This is a genomic window from Rhizobium hidalgonense (genome assembly GCF_002914525.1).
In the GTDB taxonomy this organism is placed as follows: domain Bacteria; phylum Pseudomonadota; class Alphaproteobacteria; order Rhizobiales; family Rhizobiaceae; genus Rhizobium; species Rhizobium hidalgonense.
The window spans coordinates 1-17,035 of the sequence record NZ_LODW01000052.1 but is presented as its reverse complement, the minus strand read 5'-3'; the positions used below and the strand labels follow the sequence as shown (position 1 = coordinate 17,035).

18 protein-coding genes are annotated in these 17,035 nt (G+C 60.7%); 7 read left to right on the top strand and 11 right to left on the bottom strand.

What is annotated here, in order from left to right; translation table 11 throughout:
- Nucleotides 1-77 precede the first annotated feature (77 nt).
- From ATY29_RS14190 to ATY29_RS14180, 3 genes are read left to right on the top strand one after another with little or no spacing between them, the layout of a single operon-like run.
- A complete protein-coding gene (locus tag ATY29_RS14190) occupies nt 78-944 on the top strand; it encodes an ABC transporter permease (RefSeq protein ID WP_003563752.1) in 867 nt (288 codons plus the stop codon).
- Entirely contained in the window at nt 944-1,753 is an 810-nt protein-coding gene (locus ATY29_RS14185) for an ABC transporter permease (protein ID WP_003563751.1), read from the top strand. Before ATY29_RS14190 ends, ATY29_RS14185 begins: the two co-directional genes overlap by 1 nt.
- A 13-nt stretch (nt 1,754-1,766) precedes the next feature.
- Entirely contained in the window at nt 1,767-2,528 is a 762-nt protein-coding gene (locus tag ATY29_RS14180) for an SDR family NAD(P)-dependent oxidoreductase (protein WP_003563749.1), read from the top strand.
- An 80-nt stretch (nt 2,529-2,608) separates the two neighbouring features.
- Here ATY29_RS14180 and ATY29_RS14175 read toward each other — a convergent pair whose 3' ends face one another.
- Complete coding sequence (locus tag ATY29_RS14175) at nt 2,609-4,393, bottom strand: trimethylamine N-oxide permease (protein ID WP_003563748.1); 1,785 nt, start codon at nt 4,391-4,393, stop codon at nt 2,609-2,611.
- Nucleotides 4,394-4,643: 250 nt separating this feature from the next.
- Between ATY29_RS14175 and ATY29_RS14170 the strand changes: the two genes are divergently transcribed.
- The 4 genes from ATY29_RS14170 to ATY29_RS14155 all read left to right on the top strand — a co-directional run bounded on the left by ATY29_RS14170 (nt 4,644) and on the right by ATY29_RS14155 (nt 8,467).
- The gene (locus ATY29_RS14170; protein ID WP_097536709.1) at nt 4,644-7,013 is read left to right on the top strand and encodes a trimethylamine N-oxide demethylase; all 2,370 of its coding nucleotides are present in this window, start codon (nt 4,644-4,646) and stop codon (nt 7,011-7,013) included.
- 272 nt (nt 7,014-7,285) lie between these two features.
- Complete coding sequence (locus tag ATY29_RS14165) at nt 7,286-7,495, top strand: cold-shock protein (protein ID WP_003548109.1); 210 nt, start codon at nt 7,286-7,288, stop codon at nt 7,493-7,495.
- A gap of 224 nt (nt 7,496-7,719) precedes the next feature.
- Nucleotides 7,720-7,944, top strand: coding sequence for a hypothetical protein (locus ATY29_RS14160; protein ID WP_003563744.1), 225 nt, complete (start codon nt 7,720-7,722; stop codon nt 7,942-7,944).
- Nucleotides 7,945-8,086: 142 nt separating this feature from the next.
- Nucleotides 8,087-8,467, top strand: coding sequence for a DUF6481 family protein (locus ATY29_RS14155; protein WP_003563742.1), 381 nt, complete (start codon nt 8,087-8,089; stop codon nt 8,465-8,467).
- A 41-nt stretch (nt 8,468-8,508) separates the two neighbouring features.
- Here ATY29_RS14155 and minE read toward each other — a convergent pair whose 3' ends face one another.
- The 10 genes from minE to ATY29_RS14105 form a co-directional block, all read right to left on the bottom strand.
- A complete protein-coding gene (minE, locus tag ATY29_RS14150) occupies nt 8,509-8,769 on the bottom strand; it encodes a cell division topological specificity factor MinE (RefSeq protein ID WP_003563740.1) in 261 nt (86 codons plus the stop codon).
- Nucleotides 8,766-9,581 carry a septum site-determining protein MinD gene (minD, locus tag ATY29_RS14145; RefSeq protein WP_003563738.1) on the bottom strand — a complete coding sequence of 272 codons (816 nt, stop codon included), beginning with the start codon at nt 9,579-9,581 and terminating at the stop codon, nt 8,766-8,768. Before minD ends, minE begins: the two co-directional genes overlap by 4 nt.
- A gap of 76 nt (nt 9,582-9,657) precedes the next feature.
- Nucleotides 9,658-10,377, bottom strand: coding sequence for a septum site-determining protein MinC (gene minC / locus ATY29_RS14140; RefSeq protein ID WP_003563736.1), 720 nt, complete (start codon nt 10,375-10,377; stop codon nt 9,658-9,660).
- A 189-nt stretch (nt 10,378-10,566) separates the two neighbouring features.
- Nucleotides 10,567-11,169, bottom strand: a complete 603-nt coding sequence (locus ATY29_RS14135) for a methyl-accepting chemotaxis protein (protein ID WP_025418823.1) — start codon at nt 11,167-11,169, stop codon at nt 10,567-10,569.
- A 174-nt stretch (nt 11,170-11,343) separates the two neighbouring features.
- Complete coding sequence (locus ATY29_RS14130; protein WP_003563732.1) at nt 11,344-12,681, bottom strand: trimethylamine monooxygenase; 1,338 nt, start codon at nt 12,679-12,681, stop codon at nt 11,344-11,346.
- A gap of 57 nt (nt 12,682-12,738) precedes the next feature.
- The gene (locus tag ATY29_RS14125) at nt 12,739-13,779 is read right to left on the bottom strand and encodes a heme-dependent oxidative N-demethylase family protein (protein ID WP_025418821.1); all 1,041 of its coding nucleotides are present in this window, start codon (nt 13,777-13,779) and stop codon (nt 12,739-12,741) included.
- Nucleotides 13,780-13,813: 34 nt separating this feature from the next.
- Nucleotides 13,814-14,779 (bottom strand): PDR/VanB family oxidoreductase, encoded by a 966-nt coding sequence (locus tag ATY29_RS14120; RefSeq protein WP_097536708.1) that lies wholly within the window; start codon nt 14,777-14,779, stop codon nt 13,814-13,816.
- Nucleotides 14,776-15,381 carry a dimethylamine monooxygenase subunit DmmA family protein gene (locus tag ATY29_RS14115; RefSeq protein WP_003563726.1) on the bottom strand — a complete coding sequence of 202 codons (606 nt, stop codon included), beginning with the start codon at nt 15,379-15,381 and terminating at the stop codon, nt 14,776-14,778. Before ATY29_RS14115 ends, ATY29_RS14120 begins: the two co-directional genes overlap by 4 nt.
- Nucleotides 15,382-15,392: 11 nt before the next feature.
- Nucleotides 15,393-16,526: an aminomethyl transferase family protein gene (locus ATY29_RS14110; protein ID WP_003563723.1), complete on the bottom strand. Its 1,134-nt coding sequence runs from the start codon at nt 16,524-16,526 to the stop codon at nt 15,393-15,395.
- Between the two features lie 130 nt (nt 16,527-16,656).
- Nucleotides 16,657-17,035: formyltransferase family protein (locus ATY29_RS14105; RefSeq protein ID WP_280176727.1), on the bottom strand; the 379-nt coding region annotated here is incomplete at its 5' end.

Below are 17,035 nucleotides of genomic sequence, written 5' to 3'. Positions count from 1 at the left end.
CCTTCCCAACTCCGGCCCCGCCGCCTGGCGCGAGGGGGCCGGCCTCGTGCTGAGAACCGGCGGATAAAGAACCTTCGATGCCTTTTACTCCTGCCACCAAACGGCGCCTTGTCACCGCGGCTCTTGTCGGTCCGGCCAGCATCTGGCTGTTCGTGTTCCTGGTGCTGCCGTTCATCGCCATCATCGTCTTTGCCTTCGGCGAGCGGGCTCCCGAAGGCGGTTATCAGGCGGCTTTCACCTTTGCGCAGTTTGCCAATCTCGGTTCGCGCGCCGCAGCCTTCAAGAACACGCTGATCCTTGCGCCGATCGGCGCCTTCGCCTGCCTGCTCGTCGCCTATCCGGTTGCCTATTACCTGGCCGTCAAGGCGAGCGCCAAATACCGGCTGCTGCTGGTCTCCCTCGTCGTCGTGCCTTTCTGGACAAGCCTTCTCGTACGCACCTATGCCTGGATGTACATCTTGGGCGCCCGCGGCATTCCGCATCTCTTGGAGATGGTCGGCATCGAAAATGTCAGATTGCTGAACACACCCGGCGCCGTGCTGCTCGGTATCGTCTACGGCTATCTGCCGCTGATGATCATGCCGATCTATGTCAGCCTCGAAAAGCTCGACTTCCGCCTTCTGGAGGCCTCCGCGGATCTCGGCGCGCGGCCGCTTTCGACCTTTTTCGGCATCACGCTGCCGCTGTCGCTTCCAGGCGTGATGACCGGCATCGCCCTCGTCACCATTCTGCTACTCGGCGAATATCTGATCCCGCAGTTGCTTGGCGGCGGCAAAGTCTTCTTCATCGGCAATGCGCTGGTCGACCTCTTCCTACAGTCGCGCAACTGGCCGTTCGGCTCTGCAATCGCCGTCACCCTCGTCGTTGTCGTCGTCATCGTGCTGTTGATCGCCATGCGCATCGCCTGGCGCGTTGCCGGTACCCGCCAGGTGGATCTCGTCTGATGCGCGCGCTGGTCACCGCAGTCTACCTGTTCCTCTACACGCCGATCGCGCTTGTCGTGCTGTTCTCCTTTAATGCCGGCCGCAATGCCAGCGAGTTCACCGGCTTCTCGACGCAATGGTATGGCAAGGCACTTGGCAACACCTTCCTGATGGAAGCGCTGCAGAACAGCCTGACCATCGCCTTTACCAGCGCCGGGCTGGCGGCCATTTTCGGCACAATGGCGGCGATCGGCATGGAGCGGCTCGGCGCCCGGGCGCGCGCGGTCTTTGACGGGCTGTTTGCTGCGGCGATCGTCGTTCCCGGCGTCGTCATCGGCATCGCGACGCTGGTGGCGCTGGTCGAGGTCTTCGGCTTCGTCAATCCGCTGATCGCCGCCATCTGGCCAGGCGAACAGGCGCCGAAGCTTTCGCTCGGCTACGGCTCGATCATCGCCGCCCACGGCCTCTTCACCATGGCGCTGGTGACAATGATCGTCAAAGCACGCATCGCCGGCCTCGGCCGTGACATCGTCGAGGCGTCGAGCGATCTCTACGCCACACCCTTCACCACCTTTCGTCAGATTGTGCTGCCGCAGATCCTGCCGTCGATCCTCGCCGGTTTCCTGCTCGCCTTCACCTTCTCCTTCGACGACTTCATCATCGCCTTCTTCGTCGCAGGTTCGAACACCACTCTGCCGATCTATGTCTTCGCCTCGATCCGACGTGGCGTGACGCCGGAGATCAACGCCATCGCCACGATGGTGCTTGTCGCATCGCTGGGACTGATCCTCATCGCACGCTTTCTGATGCGTGAGAAAACAACAAAATGAACGGGAAACACTGATGATTCTTGAAAATCGCGTCGCGATCGTCACCGGAGCGGGGTCGGGCATCGGCCAGGCCGGCGCGCTGATCATGGCAGGAGAAGGTGCGTTCGTCGTCGTGGCCGATCTGAATGCCGCCAATGCCGCCGAAACCGTCGGCCGGATTGAGGCCGCGGGCGGCAGGGCAGAGAGCCTTATTCTCGACGTCACCGACGACACGGCACTCGAAGCCGGCATCGCCGCGGTCGCCGAACGACACGGCCGGATCGACATCCTCCACAATCATGCCGGCGCACAGGTGGCGGGCGATCTGGAACAGGTGGCCGTCGAGGGTTTCGACAGGTCGTGGAGCCTGAATGTCCGAGCGCATTTCATGGCGGCTCGCTTCGTCATGCCGTTGATGAAGAAGGCCGGCCGCGGTGTCATCCTCAACACGTCTTCCTCGTCGGGCGTGCTCTACGATCGCGAGATGATCGCCTACACGACGACGAAACATGCGGTCATCGCGATGACCCGGCAGATGGCGGGCGACTACGCCAGGTTCGGCATTCGTGTCAACGCGCTCTGCCCGGGCTGGGTGGATACGCCGTTCAACGAACCGTTCATCGCCCAGATGGGCGGGCGCGGCGCAATCGAGGCCTATGTCGCCGAAAAGGTGCCGCTCGGACGCTGGGCTGATGTCTCCGAAATCGCCGAGCCCATTCTCTTTCTGGTCTCGGACCGCTCATCCTACATGACCGGGCAGATCCTCGTCGTCGACGGCGGCGAGACCGTTGTCTGATGGTGGAACGGTATTGCCCTCGATGAGCGCATGAAAAAGCCACCATGTTGCCATGGCGGCTTTTTTGCTTGCGAGGCACTTTAAGCTGGAAGCTGGAAGATCACGTTGGCGATCAGGACGATCGCCAGGCCGCCGGCGAGCGCCAGATAGGGCAGCATGCCGGCTTTCTTGACGCCGAGATCCTGGCCTATGAGGCCGAGATCTTCCATCGCACCGGCCGGGAATTTGCCGCCGTCACGTACATAGTGGCGATAGGCAAAGACCGGCAAGATCAGGGCGGCGAAAATGAAGCCGACCCAGAGCGCATTGGAATAACCCCAGACCTTGGCGCCGGCGCCAAGGAACAGCGCGTTGACGAAGGCCAGCACGGTGTTGAGGCCGATCAGCCAGGTCGGCGCCTTCCAGGGGCGTTCGATGTGGCCGGAATCCATTCGGTGGATCCAGCCGGAATTGAGGTTCAGGAAGTTGAAGATGATGTAGCCGACATTCGAGACGGCGAGGACGAAGAAATAGCCGCCGACATCCGAGGCAATTGCCAGCAGGAAGAGGTTGAAGGCGAAATCCGTCCACATCGCCCGTGTCGGCGCGCCATTTTCGTTGACGTGGTCGAGATATTTCGGCAGCCAGCCGTCTTTCGAGCCCTGGTAAAGCGTGCGCGACGAGCCGGCCATTGCCGTCATGATGGCGAGGAAGAGTGCCATGATCATCAACACGACGAGCAACTGGGTGACGATCCGGCCGGCGCCGATCAGGCCGCCGAGGGCTTCGGCAACACCGGTGCCATCGACGATGCCGGGGGCCAGCATGCCCGCATGGCCGAGAACGCCCTGGAAGGCGAAGGGCACGAGGAAGAAGAACAGGCAGCAGGCAAGGCCGGAATAAAAGATCGCCTTGAAGGTGTCGGTTTTCGGATCCTTGAGCTCGCGGGTATAACAGACCGCCGTCTCGAAGCCATAGGTCGACCAGGCGGCGATATAGAGGCCGCCGAGGAAGAGCGTCCAGCCGCCATTGCTCCAGGTGCCGTCGGCCGCGGCATAGGCGGCTGTCGGCGGCACCAGGCCGGTGACATTGGTGGCAAGGATCTGGCCGCTGACGATTGGATAGAGGCCGATGATCAGCAGCGGTACCAGCACGATGATTGCCAGCCACTTCTGCACGCTTGCCGTTTCCGAGATGCCGCGATGCTGGATCGCGAAGATGATCAGCATCAGCGTGCCGCCGATGAAGAAGGTGGCGTTGATGTTGGCGGTGGCCAGGAAGGGAATGTTGAAGCTCAAGAGCGACCAACTGCGGATCGCCGGCGTCAGTGCGGCAATACCGTCGGTGCTGAGCAACGCCTTGATGGCGTCTTCAGGCGTGGTGCCGGCATGGGCTGCAATATATTCGGCGACGCGGGGGCTGTCGGCCGTGATGGAAGCGGCATGCGCCGAGATCCAGTCGAGGACCATCTGCGAATCCGCCGCCGGAATCGGATAGAATGCATTGAGGATGTAACCGGCGGCGATGGCGCAGCCGAGCGACAGCACCGGCGACCAGGCAAACCAGTTGCACCAGACCGACAGCGGCGCAATGAATTTGGAATAGCGCAGCCAGGCGGTGGCGCCATAGACCGAGGCGCCGCCGGATTTGTTGGCGAACATGCCGGCAATCTCGGCATAGGTGAAGGATTGCAGGAAACCCATCACCATCGAGATGATCCAGACGACGAAGGCAAGCTTGCCCGTCGTGCCTGCGATGCCGCCAATGGAGAAAAGAACGAGCGGCGGCACGCCCGCGGCCACCCAGAATGCGCCCTTCCAGTCGAGCGCGCGTACAAGCTTACCTTCGGTGCCGGAGGAAATTCCGGCCTCCACAATATCTGTCATCGGTAAAATTCCCCATATCTATCTGTTCCGGACGTCTCTTTGTACGTCTCCCCGAACGTGTCTCCCTGACAGTCTCAAGTCCGCCCGGATGATTTTGGCGATCCGCGCTCCCGACGGATTCCCGAGTCTGAACTCTTTATGCATAGTGAAGATATTTTCTTTTTAGTCAACATGCCTTTACTTTCCCGAGCCATTTTGTAACCTGTATGGGTGTGTGCCGCATGGCATGCCGATCGCCCATGAGGGTAGAATGCGAGAACTTCATCCTGCTGTGACGGGCCTGCGGACGGTCGCTCCAAGCCTCGTGCATTATCCGGGCATTCCCACCCTGCCGGAGGGAGCCGAACGGTACCGGGTAAAGGGCGGTGGATCGGTCGTCGTCCGCGTCGAGGCGGGTGACCGCGTCAGTGTTATCGACAGCGAGGGCGGCCAGGTCTGCGAAATCTCTTTCCTCGACGAGAAAGGGCGCTTCCAAGCGGCCGGTCTTGGAACGGCTTTCAGCAATTCAGCCGAGGGCTTGAAGGCCATTCTTCAAGCAGAGGATGAAAGCGCGGCCCGCACTCGAACGGCGCTTCAGCGTCGCGGCGCCGACCTTGCGGCGGCCGGAGCCCTGCGTCTCTTCGGGACCGGATCGACCCCGGGCAGCCAGGCGGATTTCACCGTTAGCATGAAAGGTCTGTTGATCGTCGCAGCACCGGCGGCTGCCATGTCGCCGGAGGCGCAGGATACGGCGACGCCGATCGAGGTCAAGATCAAGCGCAGCCTGCTGATCCGTGATTATGCCGCCGCCCTGCCGGAACCGGCCGCCGATCCGATCGAGGATATCCGCATCCGGGCGGCGACCGCTGCGGCCTATTTCGTGCGCGCCGGCGAATTCATCCAGATCATCGACGTCTACGGACGTCAGTGCACCGATTTCCAGGCCTTCGCCGCCCGCAAGGTCGACAAGGGCCTCGACCTGGCGCTCGATTCAACGGTCACTCGCACGCTGCTCGGCCGCAGCTATCCGATGCCGGGCCTTCCCTCCAAGGCTTTCGACCGGGATTTCGAGCCCCTGGTCGAAATCGTCCAGGATACGGTCGGGCGCCACGACGCTTTCGCGACCGCCTGCAATGCGCGCTATTACGACGACATGGGCTATCCCGGCCATAGCAACTGCACGGACAATTTCAACGCGGCGCTGGCGCCTTACGGCATTGCCGGCCGCAAGGGCTGGGAAGCGCTGAACTATTTCTACAACACCAATATCGACCACAACAACCAGCTCTACCTCGACGAGCCGTGGTCGCGCCCTGGTGATTATGTGCTGATGCGGGCCCTGACCGATCTCGTCTGCGTCTCCTCGTCCTGCCCGGACGATATCGATGCGGCGAACGGCTGGGATCCGACGGATATCCATGTCCGCACCTTTTCCGGAAACGAGAAATTCTCAAGAGCGGTGGCCTATCGCATGACCCCAGATGCCGACGCCGAACTGACGCGCGAAACCGCCTTCCATCCCCGTCTCTCCGCGCTGACGCGGGACTACACCGAATATCGCGGCTACTGGCTGCCGAACCGCTTTTCCAGCGAAGGCCCGGTCGAGGAGTACTGGGCCTGCCGCGAGCGCGCCGCCGTCATCGATCTCTCGCCGCTGCGGAAGTTCGAGGTGACCGGGCCGGATGCCGAGGCACTGCTTCAATATTGCCTGACGCGCGACGTGCGAAAACTGTCGACCGGCCAGGTGGTCTATTCCGCCATGTGCTACGAAAACGGCGGCATGATCGATGACGGCACGCTCTTCCGCCTCGGCGACCAGAATTTCCGCTGGATCGGCGGCGATGATTTCAGCGGCATCTGGCTGCGTCAGCAGGCCGAGAAGAAGGGCTTCAAGGCCTGGGTCCGCTCCTCGACCGACCAACTGCACAATATCGCCCTGCAGGGTCCCAGGAGCCGCGATATCCTGAAGGAGATCATCTGGACGGCGCCGCGCCAGCCAGATATCGGCGAGCTCGAATGGTTCCGTTTCACAATCGGCCGCATCGGCGGCTTCGAAGGGGCGCCAATCGTCGTCTCGCGCACGGGTTATACCGGCGAGCTCGGCTACGAGATCTTCTGTCATCCCAAGGATGCGCTGACGGTGTTCGACGCCGTCTGGGAGGCAGGGCAGCCGCATGGACTGAAGCCGATGGGGTTGGAGGCACTCGACATGGTCCGCATCGAGGCGGGCCTGATCTTCGCCCATCACGAATTCACCGACCAGACGGATCCGTTCGAAGCCGGCATCGGCTTCACCGTGCCGCTGAAATCCAAACAGGATGATTTCATCGGCCGCGAGGCGCTGATCCGGCGCAAGGAGCATCCGCGCCACCTGCTCGTCGGGCTCGATATCAAGGCCAATGAGGCGGTCGGCCACGGCGACGGCGTCCATTTCGGCCGGGCACAGGTGGGCGTTGTCACCAGCGCCACGCGCTCGCCTGTGCTCGGCAAGACGATCGCGCTCGCCCGCATCGATGTGATGCACGCAAGTCCCGGCACCGAGGTCGAAATTGGCAAGCTCGATGGCCACCAGAAACGCCTGCCGGCGACGGTCGTGCCGCTCTCGCATTATAACCCGCAGAAGACGCGGCCGCGCTCGTAACGCATGCATTTGAGACCTGGACGCGTCGCCTACGGGCGACGATGTGTAAGACGGCCCGTATGCAACCACATAGAGAATTGAGAGTTTCAAAAAACTAAAAGTTGACAAATCCGCGTTCGATGATTATATCAGGATTGTCGATATTGCTTGTTTGACTTTTGTTATTGCACGCTGGCAACGTGCCCTGGACGAACTTCCCTCTTCAAAATCGAGATCATCATCCGCCGTGCTATCGCACGTGCGGTCTGTCAATTGCTATGAAAGGGTTTGTTATGACCACTGGCACAGTTAAATGGTTCAATTCCACCAAGGGCTTCGGCTTCATTCAGCCTGATGACGGCGGCGCTGACGCCTTCGTTCACATCTCTGCTGTCGAGCGCGCCGGCATGCGCGAAATCGTCGAAGGCCAGAAGATCGGCTACGAGCTTGAGCGCGATAACAAGTCGGGCAAAATGTCCGCTTGCAATCTTCAAGCTGCCTAAATTGATATCTGCTTTCCTTTGACCACGGATGTACTGGCACTGTCGAAAGCGTGATACCGGCAAGGTCAGGCAGGTTGCCTGGCCTTTTTGTTGCGCGCCGAGCGCGCCACTGCGTCATTCCTTTCATCGGAATCGATTTAAGGAATTATGCAGCATTCAAGGTGTTGCGGCGCCTTTTGCGCGTCCGAAATGCCGCGCGTCGCCCTAGAAAATCCAGGACAAAAATGACAGAGACACACAGCAAATCACGCCAGCGGGCGGAGATCGCCTTCGGTAACGCACAATCGCAATTCCTGGCGCGCAGCCGTGCAGTGGAAGAGATTGATCAGACGGTGCGCGCCCGTGAGGAAAAGACCTTGAGATTGCGCGAAGCCCGTGAGGCCAAGGAATTGCAGGATCGCTTGATGGCGGAAAATGCCCCGGCTACGAAGCGAAAAAAGAAAATGTGATTTTAGTCTGGATGATTTTACGTCGGATTGGCATAATATCATTTAGATCCAAATCGAACAGATAGAGCATAGGGTCTTCCGAAAATCGCGCAGTTTTCGGCATCGTGCTCTAGTCTCGAAATCAAACAGTCAGGTAACAGATTTGAAACACGCCAGAAACAACGAGCTTTCCGATCGTCGCAGCGCCGCTGCCGAAGCCAAGGCAGCTCTCCTCAATGCGTATCGTACCGCCAAGGATACGGCCGAACCGACTCGGCTGGCAAAGCAGGCGGAGCGTCAAGCTGTCGCCGCGGCCAGGGAAGAACGGCGCGCCGAGCGGGAACGGGTGAAGCGCGAGGAACTGGAACGGGCTCAGGCCGCGGAAGCAGAGCGCCAGGCAGCCGCCGAGGCTGCAGCACGCGCCGACGCCGACGCGCGCGAAGCGGCCGACAAAGACCGGATCGCTCGCGTAATTGCCGACGAAGCTGCCCGAAAGGCCGCACGCGACTTGCGTTACGCCAATCGCAAAGCCCGGAAGTCGTGACTTCGAGCGCTGCCTGTCGTGACGACAGGCAGCGCCTCGTTTTAAGCGGCCTGCACGGCCGCATTCAGCGGAATTTCGACATCGATCTCAAGCGTCGAAACGAACTCGTTGCGATCGATCGTCACCTGTACCTTGTCGTGGTCGAGCTGCACATGTTTTGCGATCACCGCAAGGATTTCCTCGCGCAGCAGCGAGACGAGGTCCGAACCCGCCGAGGAGCGCTCGTGGGCAAGAAGCACCTGCAGGCGCTCACGGGCGGCAGGTGCGGTTCTCTGCTTGTTGAATAGCCGGAAAATATTCATGCCGCCCTCCGTCCGAAGATCTTGCCGAAAATATTCCGCTTTTCCTCAGGGATTGCCATCGGTACTACTTCGCCGGCGAGCCGGCGCGCGGCGTCGAAATAGGCCATCGCAGCCGGGCTGCGGCTTTCAGAAAGCGTCACCGGCGCACCGATGTTGGATGCCCGCAGCACATCCATGCTTTCGGGCACGATGCCGAGCAGCGGGATGGACAGGATCTCCAGCACGTCGTCGACCTTGAGCATGTCGCCGCGTTCGGCGCGGTTGGCATCGTAGCGGGTCAGCAGCAGGTGCTTTTCCATCCGCTCGCCGCGTTCGGCTTTGGCAGTTTTGGCATCGAGCAGGCCTATGATGCGATCGGAATCGCGGACCGACGAGACTTCCGGATTGGTAACGACAACGGCAACATCGGCATGGCGCATGGCAAGCGTCGCACCGCGCTCGATCCCGGCCGGGCTGTCGCAGATGATCCAGTCGAAATAGCGCTTCAGATCGGTGATGACGCGCTCGACGCCCTCGGCCGTCAGATTGTCCTTGTCGCGCGTCTGCGAGGCCGGCAGCAGGAACAGCGTCTCCAGCCGCTTGTCGCGGATCAGCGCCTGGGTCAGCTTGGCGTCGCCCTGGATGACATTGATCAGGTCGTATACGACCCGGCGCTCGGCGCCCATCACCAGGTCGAGATTACGCAAGCCGACGTCGAAATCGACGACGACGACCTTTTCATTGCGTTGCGCCAGCGCCGCTCCCAATGCGGCGGTCGAGGTTGTCTTGCCAACCCCGCCCTTGCCTGACGTGACGACGATCACTTTCCCCATTTCTCTCTCCTTTGCCGCAGTAATTCAAAGTGTTACAGCGTCCTTTGCGCGTCTGAAAAGACGCGCGGCGCTGTCGTCAGATCAGTTTTTCCGCCATGATCGCATCGTCTTCGAGCCAGAGCTGAACTGCCTGTCCGCGAAGATTGGGGGCCATGTCTTCTGCCATTTTGTAGATGCCGTCGATTGCCACCAGCTCGGCCTCGAGCTTGCGGCAAAAAATCTGCGCCGATGCGTTTCCGATGGAGCCCGCCATGGCTCGGCCGCGTAGCGCGCCGTAAATATGGACCGATCCCCCGGCGATCACCTCGGCGCCGGACGCGACCGATCCGATGATGGTGACGTCACCTTCCGGAAAGATCACCGACTGTCCCGAGCGCACCGGTTCCCGGATGACGATCGATTGCATGGCAGCACGGGTCTCGGCGGCTGCCGCTTTGACCGGCGGATCGGCGGTCTCCTTGGCGGGAACCTCGATATCGGAAACCGACCGGCCGCCCTTGAGTGCCGGAGGCATGCCCGAGCCGAGGATCGAAGGCCGCGCGCCTTCGATACCCATGATGCTGACATTGCGCTTGGCAAGTTCGGCAATCAGCTCTTTGAGCTGCGGCCGGTCGATTTGCAGGTCCGTCAGGTCGAGCACAACAGGCCGTCCGAGGAAGAAGCCGGCCGAACGCGCGGCCAGATCGTCCAGCCGGGTCAACCAATCGTCGATCGGGAGGTCCGGGGACAGCATGACCGCCAGGAAAGAGCGGCCCTTGATGCGGATAGAGCGAGCGTCTGTTAGCACTTTGGTCATCTATGTGAAGAAATCGTTGACCATGTGTAGCGCTGCTATGGTTAACAAAAAGTTAACGCGGCCTGAATATTCCTCGTAACAGCGCGAGATTCCTGTCCAGCGGAATTACAACAAGCTATTGAAGAATATATGCAATTTTTGAGAACGCCGCAGGTTAACAACGCGGGCGTTCTGCGTCGGCGCCAATGCTCAGCCTTGCGCCTTGCGTTGCGCGTCGGAAATGGCGCGGGCGGCCTCTTCGGAGGAGTTGGCAAGCGTGCGCATTTCGGCGGCAAGCACGGCAAAACCCGATCCGGCCGTGCCGGCGCGGGCCGCCTCGATGCCGGCATTGACGGCGAGCAGCTTGAGGTAGCGCAGCGATTGCAGGATCTCGTTGGTCTTCGAGGCGGTGACGCGCATGTCGGCGGTCTGTTCGTCGATTCGCTGGTAGAGTGATTCGATGTTGATGATGCTACCCTCGAGATAGAGAAGCTCACCCTTCTCGTCCCAGAGGCCGCCGCCGGTCTCGGTCACCCAGATGAGATGGCCCATGGCGTGGCGGATGCGGTATTCCATCGTCCAGTCCGCGCGTTTCTCCAGCGCCCGTCCGACGACCTCGTCCATCAACGGCACGTCTTCCTCGTACATGATCGAGGTAAAGGTGCGGGTGCGATTGCCGACGATCTCGTCGACTGGATAACCGAAGATGCGCTCGATGCCGTTGGTCATCTCCAGCATCGTATAGTTTTCATCGGCGCGGCAGCGGTAGAGAAAACCGTTCATGCGCCCGAGAATGCTTGTCTGAAAATCCATGAAGGCCACGTCCGAAGAGATGAGTTGCAGAGGGATTTATGCCGTCTTCTTTGTGCTAAGCATGTCGTGATCGCAAAACCGCTGCACACTTTTGCGCGACACGCTTCAAGGGCCGGCTGCAATTGCCGGAACAGGGTGGACAGGCACCCTGCTCCGGCAATGCGGCCCGCCTCGTCAGTTGCGCAGATATTCCTCCATGGAATCGTCGAGCGCCTCGACCCAGGGCGTGTGGTGCGTCGGCGACATGTTGCCGGTCATCAGCGATCGATAGGCATGATCGCGGAAGCCCATGATGTTGTGGGCCTTGTGATGTTCCCACTCCATGAAGGTCTTGTTGGTGCCTTCGATGTCGAAGGAAGGATAATCGGTTTCGGCAAGCAGTTCCTTCACATAGTCGCCCTGATACCAGATCATCTGCTCGGCATCTTCGAGCGTCTCCTCGCGGGCACGCCACATGTCGAAATTGGCTTTCAGCTCCTCTTCCGGCGGCAAGGTGATGCGCCCCATCATCACGTCTCGCGCCCACCAGGCCTGCACGTCGAACATGTTGAAGGTGTAGAACTGATCCTGCATGCCGATATAGAAGAGCTGCGGGTTTCTGTCGAAGATCACGCCCTTGTAGAGGCTGTCGGCCCAGAGCCGGTTGGCGGTCTTCAGCCTGAGATCGTCAGGCAGGAAGGGGAAATGGTGCTGGTATCCGGTGCAGAGGATCACCGCATCGACCTCCTTGGTCGAGCCGTCGAGGAAATGCGCCGTGCGATTTTCCAGCCGGGTCAGCAGCGGACGTTCCTCGAAATTCTCCGGCCATTTGAAGCCCATCGGCTTTGACCGGTAACTCGTCGTCACCGATTTTGCGCCGTATTTCCAGCATTGCGAGCCGATGTCCTCGGCCGAATAGCTACGGCCGACAAGCAGGATATCCTTGCCCTTGAACTCCAGCGCGTCGCGGAAGTCGTGGGCGTGCAGCACCCGCCCGTTGAAGGTCTTGACGCCCTCGAAATAGGGCACGTTCGGCGTCGAGAAATGACCGGAGGCCACGACGACATAGTCGAATTCCTCGTCATACATACGGTCCTCGATGCGGTTATGCGCCGTCACCGTGAATTTCTTGGTCTGCTCGTCGAAACGCACCATGCGCACCGGCGTGCTGAAGCGCACCCAATGGCGAACATTCGCCTTCTCGACGCGGCCCTTGATATAGTCCCAGAGCACGGCGCGCGGCGGATAGGAGGCGATCGGCTTGCCGAAATGCTCTTCGAAGGAATAATCGGCGAATTCGAGGCATTCCTTCGGGCCGTTCGACCAGAGGTAACGATACATGCTGCCGTGCACCGGCTCGCCATATTCGTCGAGGCCAGTGCGCCAGGTATAGTTCCAGAGCCCGCCCCAATCCGACTGCTTTTCGAAGCAGACGATCTCCGGGATTTCGGCGCCCTTCTGGGCGGCCGATTGAAAGGCGCGCAGCTGCGCCAGCCCGGAAGGACCGGCACCGATGACGGCTACTCTAGTCATGAAGCATTCCCCTCTTGATTATGCAGCAATTCGAAGTGTTACAGCGCGCTTTGCGCCTCAGTCCGGATAAATGCCGGGGCTGGTCGGCGCCCCATCGTCATATTTGGAAAGCCAGTCGATCGTCGTCTCGCGGAAGCGGGTGAGGCCCTTGTAGTCGATCAGCTCCGGCGGCAGCGTCTTCAGCACCCGCGGCAAGCGCCGCGCCCATTTCGGCACGGTGGCGAGTTCTTCCATGTTCATCAGGTAGCAGCGGATGACGAAGAGGATGGCGTTCGAGCGCGGCAGGCGCCACAGGCTCTGCAGCTCGACACGCAGATGCACCTTCTCGCCGACATTCTCAGGCGTTACTGTCGTGCGGTCAGGACCCCATTTGTGATAATTCTCCGGGCTGGTGTCGAGCCGCGGGTTGATCGTCATCGTCCAGTTGAAACGCCGCGTCGGCTTGCCCTGCTGGAGGTTCAGCAGGAATTTCAAGGCCCGGTCGAAGACGCCGATCTGATGGGCGAGCGGCACCGGCCCGTGCCATTCCATGAAGTTCATGCCGATATCGAAATCGAGCGACCAGTCGGCCTGCGTCGTCACCATGCCGGCATCCATCCACAGATTGCCGTCGCGCTGGTCGACGATGCAGAAATCGCCTTGGGCCTGGCGGGTGATATATTCGAAGGGCTCGTAGGGCAGCGTCGAAGCATCGCCGAAGGTAAAGCTGTCGTCGATGCCGAGCGGACGGTTGATCCAGCGCCATTGGTCGCCGTTGCGGATCAAGGTGAAATGGTCGGGGTAGCCCGCCGCCTGTTCTTCCATCAGCAGTTCGAGCGTATCCCACTGCGCGCTCATCATGTGCGGCAGCGCCTGATAGCGCAGCGGATCTTCCTTCAGCACCAGCGCCCGGTCATGCATCTCGGCGACGTAATGTTCGTCGACGTCGATCAGGCTTTCGTAGACGGTCCCCGCCCGCCCGTGCACATGCGGCTCCATATTGACCGAATACATGTATTCGTCGCGGTCGAAGGGAAACGGGAAACGCCGGATATTCTCAGGGCTGTTCCGGTAGCTGAAATCGTTCCGGAAAGTTTCCTGCTTAAAGACGATTGCCATATCAGGTCTCCTTGTTCCGCTTTATCAGATGCCGCTAGAGATCAAGATGCAGCGTCTTTCCCTCGAAGCGGGAAACGCAGATCATCACCTTGCGGCCGGATGATTTTTCTTCGCTGGTCAGATAGACGTCATTGTGCAGCAGCTTGCCGTCGCAGGTGACGACCCCGGTTTCGCATTGACCGCAGGCGCCGCCGCGACAGAGGAAGGGCGCGTCGACGCCCGCCGCCTCGATCGCCTCCAGCATGCTTTCGTGATGGCCGACCTTCACGGTCTTGCCGGACCGAAGGAGTTCGATCGCGAAGGGCTTGCCGGGCAACGACGACAGGAACCGTTCCGAGTGCAGGTTCTGCTCCGGCCATCCGGCATTGAGGCCTGTTTTCAGCACGCCGTCGATCATGCCGGAGGGGCCGCAGACATAAAGATGCGTGCCGAGCGGCTGGCTCTCGAGCAGACGCGTCAAGGGGATGGCGCCGCCTTCGGCGTCGCAATGGATCTTGATGCGATGCTGGCCGTAGCGTTCAAGCAACTCCCGCCAGTAGGCGCCGCGGTCGCGCGTGCGGATGGCATAGTGCAGTTCGAAATTGGCGCCTTCGCGGGAAAACTGCTCCATCATCGCAATGAAGGGAGTAATGCCGATGCCGCCGGCGACCAGAAGATGTTTGCGTCCGCGCCAATCCGGTTGGAAAAGATTGACGGGATAACTGACTTTCAGCTCGTCGCCTTCGCTCACCTTCTCATGCATGAAGGTGGAGCCGCCGCGTGAATCCTCGACATGCAACACGCTGATCTCATAGGCCACACAATCATGCGGCGGCGACATCAGCGAATAGGCGTTGCGGCGCATATGGCCGCCATCGTTCATCGAGACGATGATATGCGAGCCGCCGGAGAAATAGGGCATCGGCTTGCCGTCGAGGCGCTCGAAGCGGAAGCGCTTGACGCGTTCCGCAATCGGGGTGATCCGCGCCACACGGACGGGAATTTCTGTACCACCGCTCAAAGGAACAACTCCTCCGGATTGGGCGCGCTGCCGGGCTCTTCCGCGTCGATATTGACGCCCTGGAAGGCGGCGAGCCGGCGCGAATAATGGTCACGCACCAGAAGCGGCAGCGCGCAGTGGCTGCAGGCAAAGGGGCTAGTCGTGACGTCGTCGGTGATGCCCTTGCAATGGACGCATTGCACGCGCCTCGCCAGCGAGCCGCGGTGCTCGGTAATGACGGAGGCGTGGTCCATGCCGTATTCGAGCGCGACCAGCATCGCCTGCCCGATAAAGCCTTCCGTGCCTGATATATAAAGCCGCGTGCCCATATGGGCGGTGCCGAGCGACCCCTTCAATCGGAAGAGCAGCGTTGCGATCGTCGGCGCGGTGAAGAACATGTCGGCGCCGAGGCCGCGCAGCGCATCGTCCAACCCAGTGCCTTGCGAGCCGCGGGCGACATAGAGGATCTCGCTACGGGAAAGAGCGGTTTCGTCAAGCGCTGCCCGCCGGTCGAGGAGAGCCTGGGCGCCCTCCCCTTCGAGCGCGAAAATGTGCCGCCGGGCGTTCGGCTGGATGGTCAGACCTTGATAGACTGGTCGGCTTTTGATGCCTGCAACGAGCATTGGCGTGCTCCTTAACCCACGGCAATCCTCTTCTTCTTCTCCGGATCGTCGAAGGGAAGCGTGTGGGCCGTGGCACTGGCCTTCACGGTCTTGCCGCGGACTTCGAGTTTCGTCCCATGCACCGCCTTGTCAACATCGAGACGGGCGATCGCCATGGATTTCTTCGTCAGCGACGAATAGCTCGGGCAGGTGATGACGCCGACCTTTTTGCCGTCGGCAAAGACTTCGTCGCCGAGATCGGCCGGTCCGTCGGCATCGATCAGCATGCCGAAGATCCTGAAGCGTTCCTTGCCTTTCAGCCGGGCATGTTCCTCGGCGCCGCGGAAACCGGTCTTGCCGGGGCTGACGGTGAAGTCGAGGCCGAGTTCCCAGAGGCTGTCGCCGGGCGGCTGGTCGGCGAAAGGATACATCTGCGAATTGTCGTAGGGATAGAACAGCAGGTAGCTTTCGACGCGCAGCATGTCGAGCACCGAGAAGCAGCAGGGAATGATGCCCATCTCCTTGCCTTCCTCGACGATCCGGTCCCAGACCATGACGGCGTCCTGGCCGCGCACGAAGAGTTCGTAACCGCGTTCGCCGGTGTAGCCAGTGCGTGAGATCATCACCGGCGCACCGAACAGCGTCGTCTGCATGTGGTGGAAATATTTGAGGTCGCGGATGCCGGGCACGTATTTGGCGAGATAATCGACCGCGAGCGGGCCCTGCAGCGACAGATCGTGCAGGTCGTCGTCGAAGAGCACGGCGCAGTTTCGGCCGGCTGCCTGCCGGACGACTTCCTCGTGGCCGGAGCCGGAGCCATGCACCAGCATCCAGGAATTCGGCCCTGTTCGATAGACGATGCAGTCGTCGGTAAAGTGGCCGCGCTCGTTCAGCATGGTCGCGTAGACCGAGCGGCCGGGGTAGATCTTCGTCAGGTCGCGGGTGGTGATGTAATCGAGCACGGCGATGGCGTGCGGGCCGACCAGATGCACTTTCTTCAGGCCGGAGACATCCATGATGCCGGCCTTTGTTCGGACGGCGACATGCTCTTCCGACATGTCCTTGTCGTAGGTCCAGGCGGTCCCCATGCCGCTCCAGTCCTCAAGCTTCGATCCCAGAGCGCGATGCCGATCCGCCAACACGGAGAAACGCCATGATAATGCCATTACCGTTCCCTCTTATTTCCTCTACGGAATATTTATTTCCTGACTATATAAGCCTTTCGCGTCGTGGCAAGCCCATCCGACGTGCATTTCCCAAAACTTCGATAGCATCTGCCCGCCACCGGTGACCCTCTTACCCCATCCGCTCGGAAGCGTAGCTGCCGGGGCTGGCCGGGAAGACGACGGTTCGATTGCCGTTGATGAAGGTGCGGTGGTGGATATGGGCGTGGATGGCGCGCGCCAGCACCTGGCTTTCGACATCGCGGCCGATCGAGACATAATCATCCGGCGACTGCGCATGGGTGATGCGCGCCGTGTCCTGCTCGATGATCGGGCCTTCGTCGAGATCGGCGGTGACGTAATGGGCGGTCGCGCCGATCAGCTTGACGCCTCGGCCGTAGGCCTGCTTGTAAGGATTGGCGCCCTTGAAGCTCGGCAGGAAAGAGTGGTGGATGTTGATGATCTTGCCCGACATCTTCTGGCACATCTCATCCGACAGGATCTGCATGTAG

Excerpts from the sequence above, each read along its gene's own strand:
- ATY29_RS14190 (WP_003563752.1), top strand. The coding sequence starts at position 78 with ATGCCTTTTACTCCTGCCACCAAACGGCGCCTTGTCACCGCGGCTCTT.
- ATY29_RS14185 (WP_003563751.1), top strand. The coding sequence starts at position 944 with ATGCGCGCGCTGGTCACCGCAGTCTACCTGTTCCTCTACACGCCGATC.
- ATY29_RS14180 (WP_003563749.1), top strand. The coding sequence starts at position 1,767 with ATGATTCTTGAAAATCGCGTCGCGATCGTCACCGGAGCGGGGTCGGGC.
- ATY29_RS14175 (WP_003563748.1), bottom strand. The coding sequence starts at position 4,393 with ATGACAGATATTGTGGAGGCCGGAATTTCCTCCGGCACCGAAGGTAAG.
- ATY29_RS14170 (WP_097536709.1), top strand. The coding sequence starts at position 4,644 with ATGCGAGAACTTCATCCTGCTGTGACGGGCCTGCGGACGGTCGCTCCA.
- ATY29_RS14165 (WP_003548109.1), top strand. The coding sequence starts at position 7,286 with ATGACCACTGGCACAGTTAAATGGTTCAATTCCACCAAGGGCTTCGGC.
- ATY29_RS14160 (WP_003563744.1), top strand. The coding sequence starts at position 7,720 with ATGACAGAGACACACAGCAAATCACGCCAGCGGGCGGAGATCGCCTTC.
- minE (WP_003563740.1), bottom strand. The coding sequence starts at position 8,769 with ATGAATATTTTCCGGCTATTCAACAAGCAGAGAACCGCACCTGCCGCC.
- minD (WP_003563738.1), bottom strand. The coding sequence starts at position 9,581 with ATGGGGAAAGTGATCGTCGTCACGTCAGGCAAGGGCGGGGTTGGCAAG.
- minC (WP_003563736.1), bottom strand. The coding sequence starts at position 10,377 with ATGACCAAAGTGCTAACAGACGCTCGCTCTATCCGCATCAAGGGCCGC.
- ATY29_RS14135 (WP_025418823.1), bottom strand. The coding sequence starts at position 11,169 with ATGGATTTTCAGACAAGCATTCTCGGGCGCATGAACGGTTTTCTCTAC.
- ATY29_RS14130 (WP_003563732.1), bottom strand. The coding sequence starts at position 12,681 with ATGACTAGAGTAGCCGTCATCGGTGCCGGTCCTTCCGGGCTGGCGCAG.
- ATY29_RS14125 (WP_025418821.1), bottom strand. The coding sequence starts at position 13,779 with ATGGCAATCGTCTTTAAGCAGGAAACTTTCCGGAACGATTTCAGCTAC.
- ATY29_RS14115 (WP_003563726.1), bottom strand. The coding sequence starts at position 15,381 with ATGCTCGTTGCAGGCATCAAAAGCCGACCAGTCTATCAAGGTCTGACC.
- ATY29_RS14110 (WP_003563723.1), bottom strand. The coding sequence starts at position 16,526 with ATGGCATTATCATGGCGTTTCTCCGTGTTGGCGGATCGGCATCGCGCT.